Annotated in this window: 22 protein-coding genes; 14 read left to right on the plus strand and 8 right to left on the minus strand. The window is 33.2% G+C overall.

Annotated features, from left to right (window positions below; genetic code table 11):
* Positions 1–24: 24 nt before the first annotated feature.
* From kynU to VDP25_RS05200, 10 genes are all read left to right on the plus strand, one after another.
* Positions 25–1,299: a kynureninase gene (gene kynU, locus VDP25_RS05155; protein ID WP_334467519.1), complete on the plus strand. Its 1,275-nt coding sequence runs from the start codon at positions 25–27 to the stop codon at positions 1,297–1,299.
* Between the two features lie 66 nt (positions 1,300–1,365).
* On the plus strand, positions 1,366–2,763 hold the full coding sequence (locus tag VDP25_RS05160) for an FAD-dependent oxidoreductase (protein WP_334467520.1): 1,398 nt from the start codon (positions 1,366–1,368) through the stop codon (positions 2,761–2,763).
* Between the two features lie 354 nt (positions 2,764–3,117).
* The gene (locus VDP25_RS05165) at positions 3,118–3,552 is read left to right on the plus strand and encodes a RidA family protein (protein WP_334467522.1); all 435 of its coding nucleotides are present in this window, start codon (positions 3,118–3,120) and stop codon (positions 3,550–3,552) included.
* Positions 3,553–4,290: a DUF6090 family protein gene (locus tag VDP25_RS05170; RefSeq protein ID WP_334467523.1), complete on the plus strand. Its 738-nt coding sequence runs from the start codon at positions 3,553–3,555 to the stop codon at positions 4,288–4,290.
* Positions 4,287–5,726, plus strand: coding sequence for an aldehyde dehydrogenase (locus tag VDP25_RS05175; protein WP_334467525.1), 1,440 nt, complete (start codon positions 4,287–4,289; stop codon positions 5,724–5,726). Before VDP25_RS05170 ends, VDP25_RS05175 begins: the two co-directional genes overlap by 4 nt.
* A gap of 111 nt (positions 5,727–5,837) precedes the next feature.
* Positions 5,838–6,620 (plus strand): SDR family oxidoreductase, encoded by a 783-nt coding sequence (locus VDP25_RS05180; RefSeq protein ID WP_334467526.1) that lies wholly within the window; start codon positions 5,838–5,840, stop codon positions 6,618–6,620.
* A 29-nt stretch (positions 6,621–6,649) separates the two neighbouring features.
* Positions 6,650–7,186: a 3-hydroxyanthranilate 3,4-dioxygenase gene (locus tag VDP25_RS05185; protein ID WP_334467527.1), complete on the plus strand. Its 537-nt coding sequence runs from the start codon at positions 6,650–6,652 to the stop codon at positions 7,184–7,186.
* Between the two features lie 157 nt (positions 7,187–7,343).
* The gene (locus VDP25_RS05190; protein ID WP_334467529.1) at positions 7,344–8,429 is read left to right on the plus strand and encodes an amidohydrolase family protein; all 1,086 of its coding nucleotides are present in this window, start codon (positions 7,344–7,346) and stop codon (positions 8,427–8,429) included.
* Between the two features lie 41 nt (positions 8,430–8,470).
* On the plus strand, positions 8,471–9,118 hold the full coding sequence (locus VDP25_RS05195; protein ID WP_334467530.1) for an O-methyltransferase: 648 nt from the start codon (positions 8,471–8,473) through the stop codon (positions 9,116–9,118).
* Positions 9,119–9,224: 106 nt separating this feature from the next.
* Positions 9,225–10,463 carry a hypothetical protein gene (locus tag VDP25_RS05200; RefSeq protein WP_334467532.1) on the plus strand — a complete coding sequence of 413 codons (1,239 nt, stop codon included), beginning with the start codon at positions 9,225–9,227 and terminating at the stop codon, positions 10,461–10,463.
* Positions 10,464–10,504: 41 nt separating this feature from the next.
* Here VDP25_RS05200 and VDP25_RS05205 read toward each other — a convergent pair whose 3' ends face one another.
* From VDP25_RS05205 to VDP25_RS05225, 5 genes are all read right to left on the minus strand, one after another.
* Positions 10,505–10,795: a Sec-independent protein translocase subunit TatA/TatB gene (locus VDP25_RS05205; RefSeq protein ID WP_215928688.1), complete on the minus strand. Its 291-nt coding sequence runs from the start codon at positions 10,793–10,795 to the stop codon at positions 10,505–10,507.
* A 101-nt stretch (positions 10,796–10,896) separates the two neighbouring features.
* A complete protein-coding gene (locus VDP25_RS05210; RefSeq protein WP_334467535.1) occupies positions 10,897–13,194 on the minus strand; it encodes a M1 family metallopeptidase in 2,298 nt (765 codons plus the stop codon).
* Between the two features lie 158 nt (positions 13,195–13,352).
* Positions 13,353–13,859, minus strand: coding sequence for a DUF6702 family protein (locus VDP25_RS05215; protein WP_334467537.1), 507 nt, complete (start codon positions 13,857–13,859; stop codon positions 13,353–13,355).
* Between the two features lie 50 nt (positions 13,860–13,909).
* Positions 13,910–14,722, minus strand: coding sequence for a hypothetical protein (locus VDP25_RS05220; RefSeq protein ID WP_334467538.1), 813 nt, complete (start codon positions 14,720–14,722; stop codon positions 13,910–13,912).
* Positions 14,709–15,530, minus strand: coding sequence for a carboxypeptidase-like regulatory domain-containing protein (locus VDP25_RS05225; protein WP_334467540.1), 822 nt, complete (start codon positions 15,528–15,530; stop codon positions 14,709–14,711). Before VDP25_RS05225 ends, VDP25_RS05220 begins: the two co-directional genes overlap by 14 nt.
* A gap of 158 nt (positions 15,531–15,688) precedes the next feature.
* On the opposite strand from VDP25_RS05225, the gene pepE reads away from it, so the two are divergent.
* The gene (pepE, locus tag VDP25_RS05230; RefSeq protein WP_334467542.1) at positions 15,689–16,396 is read left to right on the plus strand and encodes a dipeptidase PepE; all 708 of its coding nucleotides are present in this window, start codon (positions 15,689–15,691) and stop codon (positions 16,394–16,396) included.
* 2 nt (positions 16,397–16,398) lie between these two features.
* On the opposite strand, the gene VDP25_RS05235 is transcribed toward pepE, so the two are convergent.
* Together VDP25_RS05235 and VDP25_RS05240 are read right to left on the minus strand one after the other, a co-directional pair.
* Complete coding sequence (locus VDP25_RS05235; protein WP_334467544.1) at positions 16,399–16,824, minus strand: GNAT family N-acetyltransferase; 426 nt, start codon at positions 16,822–16,824, stop codon at positions 16,399–16,401.
* Between the two features lie 254 nt (positions 16,825–17,078).
* On the minus strand, positions 17,079–17,474 hold the full coding sequence (locus VDP25_RS05240; protein ID WP_334467546.1) for an ankyrin repeat domain-containing protein: 396 nt from the start codon (positions 17,472–17,474) through the stop codon (positions 17,079–17,081).
* A gap of 263 nt (positions 17,475–17,737) precedes the next feature.
* Between VDP25_RS05240 and gpmI the strand changes: the two genes are divergently transcribed.
* Both gpmI and VDP25_RS05250 read left to right on the plus strand, forming a co-directional pair.
* Complete coding sequence (gene gpmI, locus VDP25_RS05245; protein WP_334467548.1) at positions 17,738–19,255, plus strand: 2,3-bisphosphoglycerate-independent phosphoglycerate mutase; 1,518 nt, start codon at positions 17,738–17,740, stop codon at positions 19,253–19,255.
* Between the two features lie 43 nt (positions 19,256–19,298).
* Positions 19,299–19,697, plus strand: coding sequence for a BT0820 family HAD-type phosphatase (locus VDP25_RS05250; protein ID WP_334467550.1), 399 nt, complete (start codon positions 19,299–19,301; stop codon positions 19,695–19,697).
* Between the two features lie 10 nt (positions 19,698–19,707).
* Here VDP25_RS05250 and VDP25_RS05255 read toward each other — a convergent pair whose 3' ends face one another.
* Entirely contained in the window at positions 19,708–20,976 is a 1,269-nt protein-coding gene (locus VDP25_RS05255; protein WP_334467551.1) for an acetyl-CoA hydrolase/transferase family protein, read from the minus strand.
* 125 nt (positions 20,977–21,101) lie between these two features.
* Here VDP25_RS05255 and map point away from each other — a divergent pair, with 125 nt between their 5' ends.
* Positions 21,102–21,920 (plus strand): type I methionyl aminopeptidase, encoded by an 819-nt coding sequence (gene map / locus VDP25_RS05260; protein WP_334467552.1) that lies wholly within the window; start codon positions 21,102–21,104, stop codon positions 21,918–21,920.
* Positions 21,921–21,923: the final 3 nt, after the last annotated feature.

Raw genomic sequence — 21,923 nt, forward strand, 5'->3', positions numbered from 1 at the left:
TTACAAACCGAAAAACCTTTCAAATTGTCCAACTACAACCCCAGTCTTGATTATGCTAAGGCGCAAGACAAATTAGACGAATTATCTCATTATAGAACTCAATTTCATATTCCAAAAGACAAACACGGAAATGAACTTATTTACCTTTGTGGCAACTCTTTGGGACTTCAACCCAAATCTACAAAGTCTTATATCAATCAAGAACTAGAAGATTGGGCAAATCTAGGTGTAGAAGGTCATACAGATGCCAAAAACCCTTGGTTACCATATCATGAATTCCTAACAGAAGCCACAGCAAAATTAGTTGGCGCAAAACCTATTGAAGTGGTCACTATGAACTCTTTAACGGCAAATTTGCATTTTATGATGGCGTCTTTTTACAAACCAACTAAAGAACGTTATAAAATTCTAATCGAAAGTGATGCCTTTCCTTCAGATAAATATGCCGTAGAATCGCAATTAAGACATCATGGCTATGATGATAAAGAAGGTTTAATTCTCTGGCAACCAAGAGAGGGTGAAGAATTACTAAATTATGACGACTTAGAAGCTATTTTAAAAACACACGGTAACGAGATTGCATTAATAATGATTGGAGGTGTCAATTATTACACAGGGCAGTTTTTCGACTTTAAGCGTATTACAGACTTAGGACACAGTTATGGTTGTAAAGTCGGATTTGATTGTGCACATGGTGCAGGAAACGTTAATTTAGACTTACATAATTCTGGTGCCGATTTCGCCGTATGGTGTACTTATAAATACATGAATTCTGGACCTGGAAGTTTGTCGGGTTGTTTTGTCCATGAGCGACACGCTTACGACAAAGACCTCAACCGATTTACAGGTTGGTGGAGCCACAACAAAGACACACGTTTTAATATGCGCCATGAGTTTGACGTATTACCTGGAGCCGAAGGCTGGCAATTAAGTAATCCACCTATTTTATCAATGGCCGCCATTAAAGCGTCTTTAGATATGTTTAACGAAGTTGGTATTGAAAAACTGATTGAAAAATCGAAAAAACTAACGGGTTATTTCGAGTATTTACTGAAAGACTTAGGAGAAGATACTATAAGAATTATCACACCAGAAAATCCTGATGAACGTGGTTGTCAGTTATCTATTCAAGTTTTAAACGCTGATAAATCATTACACGATAAATTAACCGAAGCCGGAGTCATTAGCGATTGGAGAGAACCAGATGTTATAAGATGTGCACCTGTACCGTTATATAATTCATTTGAAGATGTTTATTTGATGGTTGAAAAAATGAAAGTTATTTTGAATAAAAACTAAATGTCACCTCGAACGCAGTCGAGAGGTCTAATTAGGTCTCGACTGCGCTCGACCAGACAGAACACTATGAAGAAACAACAAAACATATTAATCATAGGCGCAGGACTTTGCGGAAGCCTATTAGCATTAAGACTAGGGCAAAGAGGCTACAACGTCACTGTTTACGAAATGCGTCCAGACCTAAGAACCACAGATATTTCTGCAGGTCGTTCTATAAATTTAGCATTTTCGGACCGTGGAAACAAAGCCATGAAACTCGTTGGTATTGAAGATAAAGTGAAAGCATTGTGCATTCCTATGAACGGCAGAATGATTCACGACAAAGAAGGCAACACGTTTTTATCTAATTACAGTGGAAGAGATTATGAATATATCAATTCCATTTCTAGAGGTGAACTCAACGGTTTACTTTTAACTGAAGCCGAAAAGCATGATAATGTCACCATTCATTTCAACAAGAAATGTAACTCTGTAGATTTCGAAAAAACCACAGCCTTATTTCAAGATTACAATTCTAAAGAAGAGTTTATTGAAGATGCAGATTGTATTATCGCCACAGATGGAGCTGGATCCGCATTACGAAAAAGCTATTATTTAAGTCATAAATTCCTATTCAGTTTTTCACAAGAGTATTTAAGTCACGGTTATAAGGAATTAACCTTTTTACCAAAAGAAGATGGTGGTTACAAAACCTATAAAAATGCGTTACACATTTGGCCAAGAAGTAGTTTTATGCTTATCGCTTTACCAAATTTAGACGGTAGTTTTACAGTCACTTTATTTTTAAGTTACAACGAGGGAGAATACAATTTTAATAATTTAACGACACCAGAAATCGTCACAGAATTCTTCCAAAAAGAATTCCCAGATGCTTTAGAAATCATGCCGAATTTGGTAGAGGACTTTTTCGAAAACCCAACAGCAGCTTTAGGAACCGTAAAATGTTCCCCTTGGCATTATAAAGGCAACACCTTATTAATGGGAGATTCTGCACATGCCATTGTGCCTTTTTATGGTCAAGGTATGAATGCCTCATTTGAAGATGTGGTTGAATTTGATAAAGTACTAGATCAAAATCTAGATAATTGGGAAGCTACGTTTGAAGCTTACGAGAAAAACAGAAAGAAAGACACGGATGCCATTGCCGATTTAGCCATTGACAATTTCCATGAAATGAAAGGTCATGTTGCAAATCCAATATTTCAAGAAAAACGAAAAATTGAAATGGCTTTAGAAAAAGAATTTCCTAGTGCCTATTCATCAAAATATAGTTTGGTTACCTTTAACGAAGACATTGGTTATAGAGAAGCCATGTTAAAAGGACGAGCACAAGACAAGGCTATTTTGAATATGTTAACTGATAAAATTATATCAACTGAAGATGATTTAAAAGACATTTTAGATAAAGTAAAAGCAGAAACTGAAGCGATTTTAGAAGACGATCGGATTGCGGAATTGCATTAGCAGTTAGCAGTTAGCAGTTAGCAGTTAGCAGTTAGCAGTTAGCAGTTAGCAGTTAGCAGTTAGCAGTTAGCAAAGATTAAAATATAACTCGGGAAGAAAACAAAAATCAACAAAAGTTAATGTCCCATATTCCGATATTATCGGAAGCAACGATTTTCAGAAATAAAGAGCGAAGAAGCGAAACTGCGAAGCGAAGCTTCAAGCATGTAGCTTCGAAAGCGAGTGGTGCTTTAGCAATTTCATAATAAATCGTTTTGAATTTTTGGTTCGTTTATTCGCAGATGCTTATTTTATGGAGCTCATGATGTGCTTCGCAGTTGTATCAAGACAAAATGAACAAGTAAAAAAGAAAACATGAGTAAAACAAATGATAAGAGCCCTGCTTCTGCAGGGACAGGAGTAACACCAAGAGGAGCCTATCCACACGTAAAACAAGTTGGCGATTTTATTTTCGTTTCAGGCACAAGTTCTCGTCGACCAGACAACAGCATCGCAGGCGTAGATATCATTGACGAGATGGGAACAAAACGCTTAAATGCCTACACGCAAACCCAAGAAGTCTTAAAAAACATAAACAAGAACTTAGCTAAAGTTGGAGCAAGCTTAAAAGATGTGGTGGATGTCACCTCGTTTTTAGTCAATATGAATGACTTTGCAGATTACAACAAAGCTTACGCAGAATTCTTTGAAAAAGAAACAGGACCAACGAGAACAACCGTTGCTGTGCATCAGTTACCACATCCTGATTTGGTGGTTGAAATTAAGGTTATGGCTTATAAACCTCAATAAATGATTAAATTCTTCAGACATATTAGACAGTCATTACTTTCTGAAAACAAATTTAAGAAGTACTTAATCTATGCCGTTGGAGAAATTATTTTAGTATTTATTGGTATTGCTATGGCATTACAATTTAACAATTGGAATGAGGCTAAAAAAACAAGAGAAAAAGAACAACAAGTCTTAACAGAAATTATATCAGATTTAGAATTTACACTTCAAGATTTAGATAGAGTTATCAATACAAGAACCAATAATTTAAAAAGAACTATTAATTCAATTCATACAGTAATTGATATCCTAGAAACTAATAAACCCTATCACGATTCATTAGCTTATACTTTTAGATCTATAAACGCTTACGATGATATTCATTTTAAAACTAGTGGTTATCAATCTTTAGTATCCATAGGAACAGACCTTGTTGAAGATCCTAAATTACGATCTTCAATAGGAGAATTTCACACCTCGTCAATTAAAGAAACCAAAGGTCGTTTTAAAGAAGTACATTTAGATTTTTATAGTTACATGATAGATAATTACAGAAAAAAATATACATCTGTTTTTGATGAAAATTCTCTCGAGAAATTAATCCCTAATGATTTTGAAACGCTAAAAAAAGACAAAGAATATATACAATCATTAAAAGTTTTTTTAGGTGTAAATATTTCTTATTTGGAAATCTTAACTGAAGTCAACCTTGAAGCAGAAAAACTAAAAGAAGACATAGAAAACTATTTAGAGTGAACATTCAAAACTACATAAACGGCAATTTCCAAAATCCAGTTCAAGACAATTGGATAGACAACTACAATCCATCTAATGGGGAAGTTTACGGCCAAATACCTAACTCATCAAAAGAAGATGTTGAAAATGCCTATATCTCAGCAAAATCTGCTTTTCCAACTTGGAGTAAAACGACGCTAGAAGAACGAAGCAGAATCTTAATTAAAATTTCAGAATTACTAGAAGCTAACTTACAGCGTTTTGCAGAAGCAGAAAGTAAAGACAACGGAAAACCTGTCAGTTTAGCAAAAGCGGTTGATATTCCAAGAGCTGCAAGTAACTTTAGATTCTTTGGAAATGCGATTACACAATTTGCAAGTGAAAGTCATGAATCCGTAGGACAACAAGCCATAAATTACACCTTACGCCAACCCATTGGTGTTGTAGGCTGTATTTCACCTTGGAACCTTCCACTCTACTTGTTTACTTGGAAAATTGCACCAGCGCTTGCCGCAGGAAATTGTGTGGTTGCCAAACCAAGTGAAGTCACACCAATGACCGCTTATTTATTAGGCGAAATTTGTAATGAAGCTGGCTTGCCAAAAGGCGTGTTAAATATTGTTCACGGACTAGGAACCTCAACAGGACAAGCCATAATTGAACATCAAGATATTAAAGCCATTTCATTTACAGGAGGCACAGCAACTGGAGCGCACATTGCCAAAATAGCTGCACCAATGTTCAAAAAATTATCTTTAGAATTAGGAGGAAAAAATCCAAATATCATTTTTGCAGATTGTGATTATGAAGACATGCTGAATACAACGGTTCGCTCATCATTTGCTAATCAAGGGCAAATTTGTTTATGTGGCAGTCGCATTTTTGTAGAAGCTTCTATTTATGAAAAATTTAAAACTGATTTTGTAGCTAAAGTAAAAGCATTAAAAGTTGGACATCCTTCGAATGAAGACACCAATATTGGAGCATTAGTATCTAAACCTCATTTAGAGAAAGTAAAAGACTATATTGAAATCGCTAAAGAAGAAAATGGAAAATTGTTATGTGGTGGTAATGAAGTTACTGTTAAAGGTTATGAAAACGGTTATTATTTAGAACCAACAGTTATTGAAGTTCCTAATGACGACTGCAGAGTGAACCAAGAAGAAATTTTTGGACCTGTCGTCACCATTATGCCATTCAATACTGAAGACGAGGTTTTAGAAATGGCCAACAAAGTTAAATACGGACTTTCAGCGACATTATGGACCAATGATTTAAAACGCACCATGAAATTAAGTCACCAACTGCAAGCAGGAATTGTTTGGGTAAACACTTGGATGATGCGCGATTTAAGAACACCCTTTGGAGGAGTAAAAGCTTCTGGAGTTGGACGCGAAGGTGGATTTGAAGCCTTACGATTTTTTACGGAAGCTAAGAATGTTTGTATAAAATACTAGTTCCCACGAAAGTGGGAATCTCATAAATTGAAACGAAATTATTAATTATAGATAGTACTGATCATATTTTAGTATTACAATAAAAAGATTCCTGCCTTTGCAGGAAATATTATGGATTTACAATTAAACAACAAATACGCATTAGTTTGCGGAAGCACAGCAGGAATAGGAAAAGCAACAGCACTAGCTTTAGCGGCAGAAGGTGTTCAAGTAACCCTAATTGCTAGAAACGAAGACAAGTTAAAAGCTACACTAGCCGAGTTACCGCAACAAAGACCACACGATTATATAGTAGCTGATTTTTCAAACCCTACGGAATTGAAAGCCAAAGTATCAGACTATGTTTCTAAACATCATGGGTTTCATGTTTTAGTTAATAATACAGGAGGTCCAAAAGGAGGTCCTGTTTTTTCAGCAGAGGTAGACGAATTTGAATCTGCTTTTACACAACATTTAAAATGTAATCATGTCTTAGTTCAAACAGTCGTTCCGTTTATGAAAAGTGAAGGTTATGGTCGTATCATAAACGTAATTTCAACCTCTGTAAAACAACCTTTAGATGGTTTAGGTGTTAGCAACACCATTCGTGGTGCAGTGGCTAACTGGAGTAAAACCTTAGCCAACGAATTAGGGCAATTTGGGATTACAGTGAATAACGTTTTACCTGGAGCTACAGGAACAGAACGTTTAGCTGAAATCATAAAAAACAAATCAGCAAAAACGGGAAATACAGAAGAAGAAGCGGCCAATGCTATGAAAAGTGCTGTACCAGCCAAACGTTTCGCAAAACCCGAAGAATTGGCTGATGCTATTACCTTTTTAGCAAGTGAACGCGCTGCTTATATTAACGGAATTAATCTTCCAGTTGATGGCGGAAGAACAAAATCTTTGTAACTTTATAGAGAATAAAAAAAACAAAAATCATGAGTAAAATATATCCTCCCATTAATTTCAAAGCATGGATAGATGAAAATCGTCATTTACTAAAACCACCTGTTGGTAACAAAGTGGTATGGAAAGATGGTGATTTTATTGTGATGGTTGTTGGTGGACCTAACAGCAGAAAGGACTACCATTATAATGAAACACCAGAGTTTTTCCATCAAATTGAAGGAGACATGGTGCTTAAAATCATTGAAAATGGTGAACCAAAAGATATTCATATTAGAGAAGGTGAAATATTTCTTTTACCACCAAAAGTTCCTCATTCTCCGCAACGTGGAGCTAATACGGTTGGTTTGGTTATTGAATATCCAAGAGACAAAGGTGTTCAAGATGCATTACTTTGGTTCTGTGAAAATTGTACCACAAAACTATATGAAGAAGATTTTACGGTAGAAAATATTGAGACAGATATGCCTAAAATTTTTGATAACTATTATAGTGACAAAGACAAACGCTGTTGTCCAAACTGCGGTGAGATTATGGAACCACCAGAAAAGGTGAAGATCGATAATTAAAGTTCGGTTGATTTTCCGAAAAGAAAAAACTCTAAATTCATAAAATATAACTAACTAAAGGGTTCAATAATAAGTTGAATTCCAATTAATAAGATTCCTGCTTTCGCAGGAATGACAAAACGAGTTGCTTCGACTGCGCTCAGCATGACAACTAAATATGACTAAACGAAAACTTAGAATAAACGGCCACTCACATTTACTTCCTTACCCAGAGGAAATACCTCAATTTATGCAAGACAAAGGTATTTTTTGGGTAGATAAAGACCGAAAATTCATGCTTCAAAAAGATTGGAACCGTCCAATTACAGATTCTAGTTTTTTCTTAAATGAAAAATTAGCATGGATGGAACGTTTTAATATTGACCATGCTGTTGTATTAAACCTATCGCAACTTTATGGAAATGGGCTTCGTGTTGAGGAGATGAAACAAGCCTTACGTTTTCAGAATGATTTTAATGCTAAAATCCAACATAATCATCCAAGTAAGTTCACCTGTGGATTTGTTGTTCATCCTGGGTTTGTACGTGGTGCCTGTTGGGAAATTGAACGTTGTGTTGAAGTTTTAGGCCTTCAGCTTTTATGTTTACCAACCCATTATATGGATACGATTGGAACCTGGCGTTGTATTTTTGATGAGGAGAACGAGCCTATTTTTGAGTTAGCAAATAAATACAATCTTGCCGTAGAAATTCATCCTTACGATGGGGAAAAATTTATTAAACTAGAAAATACCTCTTGGAGATTTCACTTAATTTGGATGTTAGCACAATGTGCTGATGCGTATCATTTCTTAACTTTAAATGGGTACCAAGACAAATATCCTAATATGCGAACTTGCTTTGCACATGGAGGACAATTGGCACAAATTAACTTAGGAAGACGAATTCAAGGTTTTGATGGTCGTCCAGATTTATTTGAAGGTAAAAGCCACCCTAGAAAAGCCGTTGGGCATAAAAACATATTCTTTGATACATTGGTACACGATACTGGTGGCCTAGAACTATTAATTAGAAATCAAGGCTCTAAACAAGTCTTAATGGGATTAGATGATCCTTATCCACTTGGAGAAATGGAAAGTGAAAAGCAGTCTTCTTACCCTGGAAAAATCATAGATTTAGCTATAGAGCGCGAGATAATTACAGAGACCGAAGGTGATGCCATTTGGGAAGACAATGTGATTCAGTGGTTATGTGGAGATGACGAAGCCGCAAAACAGAAATTAGTTAATAGAATTTTATCCTAGCAGTTTCCTAGACCTTATTCCTATAATTAAAATTATCATGTATGCATTTCTTGCCTGAAAACTTAGACAAATATGTAGTTGATCATTCTGAACAAGAACCTAAACTACTACAACAACTGACTAGAGAAACGTATCAAAAAGTATTACAACCCATTATGCTTAGCGGACCTTACCAAGGCAGAGTACTAAGTATGATCTCTAAGCTCATTGGGCCTAAATCTATTTTAGAATTAGGTACGTTTACAGGGTATTCTACATTGTGCTTAGCTGAAGGTTTGGATAAAAATGGGGAGCTTCACACTATAGATGTTAACGAAGAATTAGTTGATTTTCAGCGAAAATATTTTGACCAATCTGATTTTGGAAAACAAATTATTCAACACACTGGAAATGCTTTGGACATTATTCCAAGTTTAGATCAAACGTTTGACCTTATTTTTATTGATGCTGATAAGCCAAACTATTCAAATTATTTCCATTTAATTATAGACAAATTGAATCCAGGAGGTATTATTCTCTCAGACAATGTCTTATGGCATGGAAAAGTTGTAGAACCGTTAAATGAAAAGGATAAATCCACTAAAGCTGTTTTAGATTATAATACCCTTCTTAAAAATGATAATCGCATAGAAACAGTTTTACTTCCCATTAGAGATGGTTTAACTATTAGTAGAAGAAAAAAATTGTAACTATTTGATTTTGTGTTAAAATATACATATGTTTAACACAAATTTAACTCGTAAAACAAGTAAGTACAATTTATAATAATTGCGACTTCTATTAAAATTAAAATCTATGTCAGTTACAAAAAACCACAAATTAATCTTAATCACATTATTCTTACTTTTTACTTTCATAACTGAAGCACAAACATCTTATGACAAAGGTTATTTTATAGATAATAACCAAACAAAAACAGAGTGTTTAATTAAAAATGTAGATTGGAAAAACAATCCTACACAATTCACCTATAAAACCTCAAACGATAGTGACCCCATAACAGTAACAATTGATAATGTAAGTAAATTTGAAATCTACGATCACCTAACCTATATTAGGGCCAAGGTAGCAGTAGATGTCAATACTAGTAGAATAAATAAATTAGATGACACTAAAGAACTTAGTCTTACAACTAGTACTCTTTTTTTAAAGTTATTAGTTGAAGGTAAATCTAACCTTTATGCATACAAAGATGGAAACTTAAAGCGTTATTATTACTCTAATGAGAATGGGGATATTAATATTCTAGAATACAAAGAATATATAAACAAAGAGGGTAAAGTTGATAAAAATCAGAATTATAAAAGTCAATTATGGAGTAACCTAAAGTGCGACTCTATTGAATTGAATAGTTTTAAAAACATCGATTATGAAGAATCTGATTTAATAAAATTCTTCACAACTTATAACACTTGTGTAAATGATCTCTCATACACTTTTAAGAAGCCAAAAAGAACCAAGGTTTTCCACATGAGCTTACGTCCAGGTTTAGATTTTGCCACTGCAAAAATAGATCATAGTGACACGAGTATAAATAATAATCTTAACGTTGAGTTTGACAGAAAACTAGAATTTAGATTTGGTATCGCCTTTGAATATGTTTTACCTTTTAATAACGACAAATGGTCTTTGATTGTAGAACCTTCGTACAGAAGTTTTAGCAGCTCAAAAACTATTCAATTAAATACGACATCTTCAATATTACGAGAAGATAAAGTAAGTATAGATTACTCTTCTTTAGAAATTCCTTTTGGAATAAGGCACTATAGCTTTATTAACGATAACTCGGCTTTATTTTTTAACCTATCTGCATTAGTTGACATCCCATTTTCAGGCACTATTACCTATGAGGATCACCCTAATTTTGATATAAATTCAGGGGCTTCTTTAGCTCTAGGTATAGGTTTTATCTCTAATGATAAATATAGTATTGAAGGACGATTTGCTTTTCCTAGAGAAATTATTTCTAAAAAATTACACACAACTGCAGATCATAGTGCCTTAAGTGTTATTTTAGGTTATAAACTTTTTTAATGGTATTTAAATAATTACAAAGTAAACGATGGTCTCTAAAATTAACGATCGCGTTTTAATGATCCAGTGAAGTCTTTCAGATCATCTTTTACTTTGTTTATTTCTTCTTGAATCTCTTTTGTAGTATCAGAATCAATAATATTATTCTCTTTAGCACTTTTAGCTACCTCTTGCTTAATATCATTAGTAGCATCTTTAAGTTGGCGCATACCTTTACCTAGGCCTCTAGCAATTTCTGGTAATTTATCTGCACCAAATACTAATACCACAATAAATAGTACAAAGACTATTTCGGTACCTCCTATGAATAATAATGTTAATTGTTGTATCACACTGCAAATATAAACTGAGTTTATCAAATATTATACTTCAAATTGAAAATAAAAAAGCCGACTTAATAAAAAGTCGGCTTTTCGTTTTTAAAATATTGGATTTAATCCTTTGATTTATTCTTAAATTTATCAAAATCACTTGCCTTAACTTCTTTTGGCCAAGAATTATTAGAGGTATCTACATCTGCTGTTTCTAAGTCGGGATCTACAACTATAGAAACTATTTCCTTTTCACTAGCAATGGCTTTACTCACTTCTTTATCATTGAGTCTCCATACTTGTGCAGGATAGGTTATTCTTTCTTTAGTACCATCACCATATGTGTACTCTACAATAAGTGGCATTACCAATCCGCCTGGCTTATCAAAAGTAACTTGGTAGAAATATTTAGGTGCCTTTTTTAATGCCTTTTGCTCTTCAGGTGTAAAATTATCCATGATATACTCTTTTACCGTAGGTAAATCTTCGATAGATGTTTTAGCTTTCATTGCATCATCATAACCTTCAGCACCTTCTTCTATAAAATATACTAAACTGTTTGGATTCATATTATAACGTTCTGCTAGCTTTTTACCATTCTCATTTGGATTATTAGTAACGGCGAACTTCTTAACCTCTTTAATTCCAATGTCTGTGTAATCTGTTGTATAAAACCAACCTCTCCAAAACCAATCTAAATCTACTGCCGAAGCATCTTCCATGGTACGGAAAAAATCTTCTGGAGTTGGGTGCTTAAATTTCCAACGGTTTGCATATTCTTTAAAAGAATAATCAAATAATTCACGTCCCATAACAGTTTCACGTAATATATTTAATGCTGTTGCTGGTTTTCCATAAGCGTTATTTCCAAATTGATAGGTATTTAAACCTTTAGTCATAATTGGTGCAATATAATCTTGATTACCTCCCATATATCTTACGATATTTTTAGCAGGTCCACGTCTAGAAGGGTAGGTTTTATCGTTTGGAGATAATGCATCAGGATACCATTCTGCAAAATCTTGTTCTGCTACATACTGACTAAATGTATTTAAACCTTCATCCATCCATGTCCATTGACGCTCATCACTGTTTACAATCATTGGAAAAAAGTTATGTCCTACTTCATGTATAATAACGCTAATCATTCCGTATTTGGTTCTATCAGAATAATTACCATCTTTATCTGGACGACCAAAGTTGTAACATATCATTGGATATTCCATTCCCATTGGTGCATGTACAGAAATAGCTTTATGATATGGATAATCAAAAGTCATACGAGAATATGTTTTTAATGTACTTGCTACAGATTTTGTAGACCACTGTTCCCACAAAGGATTACCTTCTTTAGAATATAGAGATACAGCCATAACATCTTTAGTATCTAATTTAACAGCCATCATATCCCATAAAAATTTTCTTGATGTTGCAAAACCAAAATCACGAACCATCTGAGCAGATAATTTCCAAGTCTTTTTATCTTTACTTTTAGATTTTTCTGTTACTTCCGCTTCAGCTTGTGTTACAATCATTACAGGTTTATCATAAGATTTTTTTGCTTTTTTATAACGCTTCATCATAGCTTTAGTAAATACCTCTTCTCTATTTACTAAATACCCTGTACCATCTAAAATATGATCTGCTGGCACTGTAATATTTACATCAAAATTTCCAAATGGTAATGCAAACTCATCACGTCCCCAAAATTGTGAATTTTGCCATCCTTCTACATCATTATAAACAGCCATACGTGGATAAAACTGAGCCATAACATAAATACGGTTGTCGTTTTCTTCGAAATACTCGTAACCAGAACGTCCGCCATCTTTAACATGATCGTTAATATTGTACCACCATTTTATATTAAATGAAAATTGCTCTCCCGTTTTCATTGCTTTTGGAAGTTCTACACGCATCATTGTACGATTAATCATGTATGGTAAATCTTTTCCTTTAGTATCTTTTACATGTTCAATATTGAAACCTCCATCAAAACTATCTTTTAAGTACGATTTAACAGCTCTAGACGATGTGGTTGCTGGGCCAATTCCAGAACTATTAATTAGTGGAGTTTTAGAATCTTTTGCTCGCATATTTTGGTCCAATTGCACCCAAAGGTATGATAACTCATCTGGCGAATTATTAGTGTATGTAATAATCTCGTCACCATACAATTTAGCATTTACATCATCTATTTCAATGTCCATTTTATAATCTGCTTGTTGCTGGTAATATGCTGGACCTGGAGCACCAGAACCTGTCCTAAACATATTGGGCGTAGCAAATTCATCATACAATTGTTTGAATTTATTTTGATTGGTGTGACCTTGTTGACGCTCTGATTTAATTTCATCTTGAGCATAGATACTAAAAGATGTAAAAAGCATTGCGCATAAGAAATACTTGAAAATTTTCATATGTTTTTTTTGTTGTTGTTTTTATGTCACATGCCGTTCGCTTATAATCATTCTAATAAATGACAAAACTTACTAGCATGCTCGTTTCATATTAAATTGTTAATGTTGTTAATTAGTAATGCCCAAAATACCTATTTTAAGATGATTTTAACAGATTTTTAATTAAAGTTTAACACGCATTTATCATTATCTGGAAGCAAGAGAAAGCTTTTATTTTCATTAAAAAGTTTAAGCCTAACAATATTTTGTTGATCTGGTAATACATCAAACAAAAGAGAATTAGTAACTTCTATTGATTTTATATCTGAAATATTTTCTATTTCGAGATAACAATACGTAATATCTTCTTTATATTCTTTTCCAATAAAATTGAAATTTACAGCATTACCATTAATCTTAATTTTTAATTTATCCTCAATATACCGTTGCATGTATTTTTCGATATTTTTAATATCGTTATCTGGTGCTAAGACAATGTTTTCATCGTATCGTTTTCGTAGCAATGTTTCAAAATCATCAATAAAAATCTGACTTATAATTTGAAGCGATTTTTGCTCTTTAACATATTTAATTTCTGTAACGCTAACGTAATAGTCGTGATTTTTACTACTAGAAATAAATAATGAGAATAGTACTAAAGCGCGTATAAAAGGGATTAATTTCATGTTTATATGGATGCTGTTTTTTTTTGATGAACCCAAAACGTATTCCAAAGTTAATCTTTAGTAACGGATTCTCTATTTTTCTTGTAAGCTTTTAGTTTTTCTTGTAAAAAATCAAGCAGTTTTAAATCATCGTTTTTATTGCATAATAATAAAAACTCATCGTCTTCTTGACAAAACTGAAAATACTCTACTCTTAAATTTTTGGCTAAACTATCGTTTTTAAAAAGAAAAGATTCATAACTACTTTTTAAACGCTGTAAACAAGCATCTCTAGTATCTAATTCTACAATAGCTTTTAGTTTTTTAGTTCTGCCACTAATGGTGTTTAATAATTTATTGAGATTTACACTTGGACCTCCTCCATAAATACCACCTACTAATCCTACCATATCACCTCCATCTGCATCAAACAATTTTCGTTCATTTTGTGTGAGTGGCTTACCTACAAACCCTGGAATACCCAAATCGTAAAAATTAATATCAGGTTCTGCATCTGAGTTTTCTATATCAGATTCTAAGCTACCTGTTAAAATCTTACCTACAACAACTTCATTTAGTTCGTTTATTTTTTCAATAAGTCTTACATTTAACTGCCCTAATTCCATAATCGAAGTGCTAATAACAACCTCTTGATTTTGATACTTTACTCCTGAAACTATTAATGTATCTAAAACTTTTGCTGGTATTAGAAAGCTTCCATCGTCATTAGATATGGTATATTTTGCTGCTGTTTTATTGAGTATATGAAGACCTTCAACTTCATCTGCTGCTATGAGTTGTCCTTTTATATCTTTTCGCTGAGCATTTACAACGCTTAGGATAAAAAATACAGCAATAAAAAAAAATGTTTTACTCCTTTTCACTGATATCTTTTAGGAACGACTTACTCAGTTGAGAAATACGCTCTAACAATTGTAACTCCTTATCTTTTTCAAATAAATTTTCGTCAACACCTTCTTTTTCTACATAATCTGTAAATGCTTCAATTTGATCTAATGGGATATTAAAATTGGTATGTATATAATTAATACTATATGTATCTAATGCTTGTTTAAAAGGCGTTTTTTTAACTAATTGCTTTTCTTTTTCTGATTTAAATTTAACGGTATCAAAATTAACCACTTGTTTAATTAAAAACCCTGCGACATTAACTAAATTCACCATATTCACCATTTGCGGATTGTACTCGTTAAAGGCTAGGTTATCAGCTTTAGTTTTATAATCGGCTGAAAATTCAAAATCTTCAATATTATCTAAACCAAAATACACATCGTCTAAGCTTACATTATATGTTCTTACATTTTCTAAATCGGCATTTAAATTTCCAGTAAGATCAAAAGGTAGAATTACCACTTCATCTAATTTATTAACCTCTTCTACAAGGATAACTGTTAAACGTTTAGAGCTAATAACTTTATCTGTAATTGAAACCGTAAAATCCTTAAACTGCAATGCCCCAAATTGAATAACGTCATTTAAAGCTACATTAATTTGAAAATAACCGTCTTTATCTGTAATAGTACCTTTATTAGAGGAGGAATTAAAAACTGTTACTCCTTCCTTATCTTCAGAAGCGACAATGATCTTACCATTTATAGGTATTCTTTTTACATCTTGACTAAATACCGTTATAGTAAAGAAGCTAAATATTATAAGTACAATTTTTTTCATATCCTTTAATTTAAGATTAATAAAGTTCGCTTTAATAATTGTAATAGCATAAAAAAAGAGGTCAAACTTTTGTTAAATGATTTTATACCTATTAATTTAATATTATAATTTTTCATTCACGTAAAGAATCCATATTTTAACACAAAAAGAATTAAATTTTGAAATCAATTATAATTGCTAGCACATCTACCATTCATGGTAGTGGTTATTTAGAATATTTATTAGACGAACTAAAAATTCATTTCAAATCTGCAAATGAAATCCTATTCATTCCTTATGCACGACCAGGAGGTATTTCTCATGATGACTATACCGAAATAGCTTCTAAAGCTTTTAAAACGATAGGTAAAACCATAAAAGGATTGCATGAATTTGAAAACACACAAGAAGCCATACAAAATGCTCAAGGTATTTTTGTTGGAGGTGGTAATACCTTTGTTTTGGTATCGCAACTTTATAAAAACAACATTTTATTAGCGATACAGAATGCCATTAATAAAGGCACCCCTTATTTGGGCACCAGTGCCGGAAGTAATATTTGTGGTTTAACAATGCATACCACTAATGATATGCCTATTATGTATCCACCAAGTTTTAAAACTCTAGGCTTAGTTCCTTTTAATATTAATCCGCATTATTTAGACCCTATTGAAGGTAGTACTCATATGGGAGAAACTAGGGAAACTCGAATTAAAGAATTTCACGCTTTTAACACACAACCTGTTATTGGCTTACGAGAAGGCAGTTGGATTTCTGTAGAAGCAAACAAACTCACTTTAAAAGGCCCCTTAAATGCCAGAATTTTTGAATATGGAAAAGCTCCGTATGAAATAGAAACAAATTCAAACTTAGATTTTTTAAAATAAGTTTAGATTTTTTTCAAAAAATGATAACCTAAAATTTCATAGCCTTCGTTGTAATAAAACTTATGCGATGCATAATTTTGAACATAAGTGTTTAACTCCATAGAATTACACCCTTGTTCTCTAACATAGTTATTAATCCACCCCATAAATTGTTTCCCTAAACCATTATTTCTGTACTCCGGTTTTATATAAACATGATCTAACTCTACAGATTTTCCAATATAATGACGCGTACTAAACCACAAACCTGTGATAGCAATTAATTCGTTTTCAACAAATACGCCTGCACATTGGTAATTTTGTTGTTTTATTTCATTAAATCGAGATTTAAGCACATCCATACTTATTTTAGCATTGTTAAGCTCATAAACTAAAGGAATTATTTGGTCTATCTTTTTATTTGAAATTATTTTAAACTCATATTTCATACCTTCTTATTGTATACCTAAAAGCATATCTTTTTTAAACGGTTATTAATCCTTAATCTGACACTCAAAATTATATCTATTTAAATAAAACCTATGATTTTTAAATAATTTTTGCATCAAACTTTGGTCGCGCTAACAACTTTGGCTGACTTTTAGAAATACTTAATTATAAAACCAGCAGCTATTGTTATAAATACAAAATAGCGTCTTAAAGACGCTATTTTCAACTAACTAACTCAAATAATTGTCTACTCCTAGACATTTTTGTTTTTAAAACGCTTTAAAAATAGTTCTGCATCAACGGCCTTTGTTTTTTGTGCATGTCTTAAGGCAGTATAACCTTTATCGCACGGTTTGTGAATTTCAGAACCTGCAGTAATTAAAGTCTTTATAATTTCTACTCGATTGTATTTTGCCGCATAATGAATTGGCATCATCCCATTAGATTTGGCATTAACATCAACTCCATTATTTAATAATCGTTTTACTTCTTCGATATTGCCTGTGACAACAGCCTTACATAACGGACTAACTTCAACGGGTTTTACAATAACTTCATTTGTGTCTGAAGCTAAAACATTGTTTGTTGCATTTAAATTACTAACTGAAAAGCCTAATGCTAAGGCCAAAACTACTACTGATTTTTTCATGATGAAAGATTTTAAATTTAATTGATTTGTTTTTGATTATACTAAAGAGACGACAGATTACCCAAACTGTTACACTAAAAAACATTTTATAACGTTTTTTTAACGCTTTGGAAATAAATATGTTAACATCATCACAAAACACAAACACTCCCTTACCTACTCATTATAAAAACTTAAAATAAGGTTAACATCTTAATTTTTTTTAAACTACGGATATGTTGTAGTGCTGTATGTATTATCTTTGATACTCAAAACAGTTACACATGAACAAAAAAGTTATTTTAATGATTTTAGATGGTTGGGGAAAATCACCCGATCCTAAAGTTTCAGCTATAGACAATGCACAAACACCATTTATAGATTCTCTTTATACCAAGTATCCTAGTGCAAGTTTAAGAACAGATGGACTTCATGTTGGTTTACCTGAAGGGCAAATGGGAAATAGTGAAGTTGGGCACATGAATTTAGGTGCAGGACGAATTGTATATCAGGACTTAGTAAAAATTAATTTAGCGGTTAAAAATAAAACACTTCGTGAAGAACCTGTTTTAAAATCGGCTTTCGAATATGCGAAAACTAATAATAAAAATGTTCATTTATTAGGTTTAGTAAGTGACGGAGGAGTGCATTCTCATATCAATCACCTATTTGGACTACTTGATGCCACTAACGATTATGGCCTAGAAAATGTCTTTGTTCATGCTTTTACTGATGGTAGAGATGTGGACCCAAAATCGGGTTATGGCTTTATTACAGAATTAGAAGAGCACCTCCATAAAACCTCAGGAAAATTAGCAACCGTTACAGGCCGCTATTACGCCATGGATAGAGACAAACGATGGGAACGTGTAAAACTGGCTTATGATGGCTTAGTTAATGGGGAAGGCACAAAAACTCAAAATGTTTTAAAATCTATTCAAAGTAATTATGAAAACGATATTACAGACGAATTTATAAAACCTTTAATTGTAACAGATAAAAACAACCAACCTGTAACAACTATTAAAGACGATGATGTCGTTATCTTTTTTAATTTTAGAACAGATCGTGGACGTCAATTAACAGAAGCCTTATCTCAAAAGGATTTTCATGAGTATAACATGCACAAATTGAATCTATATTATGTTACCATGACAAACTACGACGATAGTTTTGAAGGCATAAAAGTAGTTTTTAATAAAGATAACCTCTCTGAAACATTAGGTGAAGTATTAGAAAAGCACAATAAAAAACAAATTAGAATTGCTGAAACTGAAAAATACCCTCATGTTACATTTTTCTTTTCAGGAGGACAAGAACAACCATTTGAAGGAGAAACTAGAATTTTAAGAAACTCACCTAAAGTAGCTACTTACGATTTAAAACCAGAAATGAGTGCTTATGAACTAACCGATGCGTTAATTCCTGAACTCAAAAAAGGAGATGTTGACTTTGTGTGTTTAAACTTTGCCAATGGAGATATGGTTGGTCATACAGGAGTTATGGAAGCAGCCATAAAAGCATGTGAAGCGGTTGACGAATGCGTTAAAAATGTGGTAAACACAGCGTTAGAAAACGATTATACCACTATATTAATTGCAGATCATGGCAATTGCGAGACAATGATAAATCCTGACGGCACACCAAATACAGCTCACACCACAAACCCTGTCCCTATTATTTTAATAGACAAAGATTTAAAAACCATAAAAGACGGTATTTTAGGAGACGTGGCACCCACTATTTTAAAGCTTATAGGCTTACCTCAACCCACAGCGATGACACAAGAAAGTCTTGTTTAAAACGCTTATTATTGTAACTTTGCCTTTCATTTGATTAAGTAGCATGAATTTTCAAAATAGATTAATTATAGCCGTTGATTTTGATGGTACCATAGTGGAAGATGCTTATCCTAAAATAGGAAAAACGCGCATTTTTGCTTTTGAAACCTTAAAACGACTCCAAGAAGATGGGCATCGATTAATTCTTTGGACTTACAGATGTGGTGCTAAACTTGATGAAGCTGTTGAGTTCTGCAAAGAAAATGGCATTGAGTTCTATGCTGTAAACGCTAGCTTTCCTGAAGAAAAATACGATTACAGCAGAAGCCGTAAAATTCACGCAGACCTATTTATTGACGATAGAAACATTGGTGGTATTCTTGGTTGGGGAGAAGTGTATCAACTTATTACCAACGAAGAACCAAAAATTCCTGCACCCTCAAAAAAATGGTGGAAATTTTAAAGCTTACTTCCTATTTTATCATCTCAAAATAAGCTCTATCTATTGCTTCTCTATGATCAGGGTGAGCAATATCTACTAAAGCTTTTACTCTATTTTTAATCGTTTTACCAAATAAATTGGCAATACCATATTCTGTTACTACATAATGTACATGTGCTCTTGTTGTTACCACTCCTGCTCCTGGTTTTAATACTGGTACAATTCTGCTTATTCCGTTTTTAGTCACTGATGGCAGCGCAATAATAGCCTTACCTCCTTGACTTAACGAAGCACCTCGTATAAAATCCATTTGTCCTCCAACACCAGAATACATACTCGCGCCTATAGAATCTGCACAAACTTGACCTGTAACATCTACTTCTATCGCAGAATTTATAGCAACCATTTTTGGATTTTGTTTAATATATGCTGCATTGTTAGTATAATTTGATGCACGCATTTCTACAAACGGATTATCATCTACATAATCATATAAGCGTTTAGAGCCTATTAAAAACGTTGCTAATGAACGTCCACGATTAATCTTTTTATAATTCCCGTTTATAACATCATTTAAGATTAAATCAATGACTCCATCTGAAAACATTTCGGTATGTAAGCCTAAATCTTTATGATTTGTTAAACGTGTTAATACGGCGTTTGGAATAGAACCAATACCCATTTGTAATGTACTTCTATCTTCAACTAAGCCAGCCACATAATCTCCAATCTTACTTTCAATAGCGTTAGGTTCTGCCATATGATGCACAGGAAGTGCTTCATCTGACTCAACAAAATAATCAATTTCAGTCATATGAATAATTCCTGCTCCATGTGTTCTAGGCATTTGTGGATTTACTTGTGCAATAACACATTTTGCATTATCTATTGCTGCTAAAGAGGCTTCAACAGAAACACCCAATGAGCAATATCCATGACGATCTGGAACAGAAACTTGAATTAAAACGACATCTAAATCTAAAATGTGTTGTTGAAAAAGTCTTGGCAGTTCACTTAAAAAAACAGGAGTGTAAGAACCATTACCAGCTTTTAAAGTATGTCTTACATTTTTTCCAATAAAAAAAGAGTTAACGTGAAAGCTGTCTTTTAACTTAGGATCTGCATAAGGTGCCTCTCCTTCGGTATGCAAATGACATACTTCTACATTTCGTAACTCTTCATGCCTTGCAGACAATGCTTTCACAAGTGCCTGAGGAGCTGCTGCAGCTGCCTGAATATATACACGATCATTAGATTTTACAACTTTTAAAGCTTCTTCTGCGGTAACGGTTTTATACATGGCTGTTCAATTTTATATTGCAAACATATAATAGAAAGTTTATTTAGAAACTGTCATTTATCATGTTTTAAAAATATTTTAAAATTGTTATAATTACCTATCTTTGCCGCTCAATATTTTGAATCATGATTATAGTAAAAACGGCAGAAGAAATTGAATTAATGCGTCAAAGTGCGCTCATCGTATCTAAAACTTTAGGTATGTTGGCTAAAGAAGTTAAAGAAGGGGTTACCACCAACCACTTAGATGCAATTGCAGAAGAGTTTATTAGAGACCATGGTGCTTTGCCTGGCTTTAAAGGCCTTTACGACTGCCCTTCTACATTATTATGTAGTGTTAACGAAGCTGTAGTTCATGGTTTACCAACAGATATACCACTAAAAGATGGAGATATTGTATCTATAGATTGTGGCTCTTTTATGAATGGTTTTTATGGAGACCATGCTTATACTTTTGAAGTTGGCGATGTTGCTGAAGAGACTAAAAAACTCATTCAAATTACCAAAGAATCACTTTATAAAGGTATCGAACAATTAAAAATTGGCAATCGCGTTGGTGATGTAGGTTTTGCAATTCAACAATTTACGGAAGCAGAAGGTTATGGTGTGGTTAGAGAATTAGTTGGACATGGTTTAGGCAGAAAAATGCATGAAGATCCTGAAATGCCAAACTACGGAAAACGTGGTCGTGGTAAAAAGTTTATTGAAGGTATGGTTGTTGCCATTGAACCAATGATAAATTTAGGTACGCATAAAGTCAAACAATTGAGTGATGGTTGGACGATTGTGACTCAAGATGGAAAACCAAGTGTGCATTTTGAACACGATGTTGCTATTGTAGATGGGAAACCAGAAATACTTTCAACTTTTGGATATGTCCATGAAGCTTTAGGAATTACTTCTGATGAAGAAGATGCTTTTAGACAGAAGGCTTTAGAGCTTTAAATA

It is taken from the genome of Winogradskyella sp. ECml5-4 (genome assembly GCF_036903175.1).
In the GTDB taxonomy this organism is placed as follows: domain Bacteria; phylum Bacteroidota; class Bacteroidia; order Flavobacteriales; family Flavobacteriaceae; genus Winogradskyella; species Winogradskyella damuponensis.